Origin of the sequence: Inquilinus limosus MP06, from assembly GCF_000767795.1 — a bacterium.
GTDB lineage: Bacteria > Pseudomonadota > Alphaproteobacteria > DSM-16000 > Inquilinaceae > Inquilinus > Inquilinus limosus_E.
Genome location: NZ_JANX01000660.1, coordinates 1 through 3,105 on the forward strand (window position 1 = coordinate 1; position 3,105 = coordinate 3,105).

Sequence of the window (3,105 nt, forward strand, 5' to 3'; positions counted from 1 at the left end):
GGTGGTCGACGACCAGTCGGCCGACGGCACCGCCGACCTAGCCCGCGCCGCGGCGGAGGCGGCGGGGGGCGCCGACTGCCTGACCGTGATCTCCGGCACGCCGCTGCCGCCCGGCTGGGTCGGCAAGATGTGGGCGGTGTCGCAGGGCGTCGCGGCGGCGGAGCGGCTGGAGCCGGAGGCGCGCTGGATCCTGCTGACCGATGGCGACATCGTCCACCGGCCGAACAACCTGGCGCAGCTGGTGGCACGGGGCGAGGCCGACCGGCTGGACCTGGTGTCGCTGATGGTGCGGCTGCGCTGCCTCGACTTCGCCGAGCGCTGGCTGGTGCCGCCCTTCGTCTTCTTCTTCAAGATGCTGTACCCCTTCGCCTGGGTGAACCGGGCGGACAAGGCCACGGCCGGCGCGGCCGGCGGCTGCATGCTGGTGCGGCGCGAGGCCCTGGCCCGGATCGGCGGCATCGCCGCCATCCGCGACGCGCTGATCGACGACTGCACCCTGGCGGCGGCGCTGAAGCGCAACGGCCGCATCCGTCTCGACCTCACCGACGAGGCCGAGAGCCTGCGCGTCTATGGCGATGTCGGCGAGATCTGGCGCATGGTGGCGCGCACCGCCTACACCCAGCTGCGCTACTCGCCCTGGCTGCTGCTCGGCACCGTCGCCGGGCTGATCGTCACCTACATCGCGCCGCCCGCCCTGACCATCCTGGGGGAGGGGGCGGCGCGCTATGTCGCCCTGGCCGCCTGGGCGATCATGAGCGCCACCTATGTGCCGATGCTGCGCTTCTACCGGCGCTCGGCGCTGTGGGCGCCCTTCCTGCCGCTCGCCGCGGTGGTGTATCTCGGCGCCACCATCGATTCGGCGCGGCGCCATTGGGCGGGCGTCGGCGGGGCCTGGAAGGGCCGCGTCTACGACCAGCCTGGCGCCGCGCCCGACCTGTCCCGTCAGCCGTCAGACCCGTCCCCATGACCATCTCCAGCCCTTCCTTCCAGAGCGACGACCTCACCGGCCCCACCCGCGCCAGCCTCGACGACGCGATCGGCCGCGGCGTCGGTGGGCTCTTGGACCTGCAGCGCGAGGACGGCCACTGGGCCTTCATCCTCGAGGCCGACGCCACCATCCCGGCGGAATACATCCTGCTGAGGCACTTCCTCGGCGTGGTCGACCGGGAGAAGGAGGCGAAGCTGGCCGACTACATCCGCAGCATCCAGTCGGACCGGCATGACGGCTGGCCGCTGTGGCATGACGGGCCGTTCAACATCAGCGCCAGCGTGAAGGCCTATTTCGCGCTGAAGGCGGCGGGCGACGACCCGGACGCGCCGCACATGGTCCGCGCCCGCGCCGCCATCCTCAAGGCCGGCGGCGCCGCCCGGTCCAACGTCTTTACCCGCATCCTGCTGGCGCTGTTCGAGCAGGTGCCGTGGCGCGCCGTGCCGGTGATGCCGGCGCAGATCATGGTGCTGCCCTCCTGGTTCCCGTTCCAGCTGAACAAGGTGTCATACTGGAGCCGCACGGTGATCGTGCCGCTGCTGGTGATCATGGCCAAGAAGCCCCGGCCGGTGAATCCGGGCGCGCTGTCGATCCAGGAGCTGATGGTCGAGCCGCCGGAGCAGGTGAAGAACTGGCACGTCCATGTCGACGGCACCTTCTGGGGCCGGTTCTTCCGCCGGCTGGACGGGGTGCTGCGGCCGATAGAACCGTTCTTCCCGCGGCGCGAGACGTCGATCCGCAAGGCGGTCGAGTTCGTGACCGAGCGGCTGAACGGCGAGGACGGGCTGGGCGCGATCTACCCGGCCATGGCCAATTCCGTGATGATGTTCAAATGCCTGGGCTATCCGGATGACCATCCGGACCTGCGGATCGCCTGGGCCTCGGTGGAGAAGCTGGTCGACACGGTCGGGGGCGTCACCTACGCCCAGCCCTGCCTGTCGCCGGTCTGGGATACGGCGCTGACGGCGCATGCCCTGCTGGAATCCGACGACCCAGAGGCGGTGGCGCGGGCCAAGCGGGGGCTGGACTGGCTGGTGCCGCGCCAGGTGCTGGACGTCAAGGGCGACTGGGCCGAACGCCGGCCGAACGTGCGGCCGGGCGGCTGGGCCTTCCAGTACAACAACGCGCATTACCCGGACCTGGACGACACCGCCGTCGTGGTCATGGCCATGCACCGGGCCGACCCGGAGCGCTACCGCGAGGCGATCGATCGCGGCGTCGAATGGATCGTCGGCCTGCAGAGCAGGAATGGCGGCTGGGCGGCCTTCGAGGTCGACAACACCTACCACTACCTGAACCACATCCCCTTCGCCGATCACGGCGCGCTGCTGGACCCGCCGACCTCCGACGTCACGGCGCGCTGCCTCAGCATGCTCGGCCAGCTCGGCCGGCGGCTGGACGACCCGGTGGTGGCGCGCGGCGTCGAGTTCCTGCGCCAGGAGCAGGAGGCCGACGGCTCCTGGTTCGGGCGCTGGGGCACCAACTACATCTACGGCACCTGGTCGGTGCTGTGCGCCCTCAACGCCATCGGCATCGACCCGCAGGACCCGATGATCCGCCGTGCCGTCGCCTGGATGGTCTCGCAGCAGCGCGAGGATGGCGGCTGGGGCGAGAGCGGCGACAGCTATTACGAAGGCAAGCCGGAGATGACGCCGGCCACCTCGACCGCGTCGCAGACCGCCTGGGCGGTGCTGGCGCTGATGGCGGTGGGCGAGGCCAAGCACCCGGCGGTGGAGCGCGGCGTCGCCTGGCTGTCGGCGCATCAGCGCGCGGACGGGCTGTGGGACGAGCCGAGCTTCACCGCGGTCGGCTTCCCGCGCGTGTTCTACCTGCGCTACCACGGCTACCCGGCCTTTTTCCCGACCTGGGCCCTGTCCCGCTATCGCCGCCTGCGCGACAGCAACAGCGGCCGGGTCGAGGTCGGGATGTGAGAGACCGCCCGGACTCGCGCCGGCGCGGCCGTCTGATGGCGGTTTCTCCGCTTCCGGTGCTCACGGACCCATGTCCGCTGCGCTCCGGTTCTCGAAACCACCACCAGCCGACTCACGCCAACGCGATTCCAGGCGGTCTCTGCAAACCGTCGCCTCCCCATGTCCTCCCCCTCCCCTTGCGGGAGG

At 71.0% G+C, this 3,105-nt stretch carries 2 protein-coding genes; both read left to right on the top strand.

The window, feature by feature from the left end:
* The coding region (locus tag P409_RS30410; protein WP_052121591.1) for a glycosyltransferase at positions 1 to 967 on the top strand (967 nt) is incomplete at its 5' end.
* Entirely contained in the window at positions 964 to 2,919 is a 1,956-nt protein-coding gene (gene shc / locus P409_RS30415; RefSeq protein ID WP_034847260.1) for a squalene--hopene cyclase, read from the top strand. The genes P409_RS30410 and shc, both read left to right, overlap by 4 nt.
* Positions 2,920 to 3,105: the final 186 nt, after the last annotated feature.

Bases quoted from the DNA above. Each gene is read 5' to 3' on its own strand.
- shc (WP_034847260.1), top strand. From the start codon at position 964: ATGACCATCTCCAGCCCTTCCTTCCAGAGCGACGACCTCACCGGCCCC.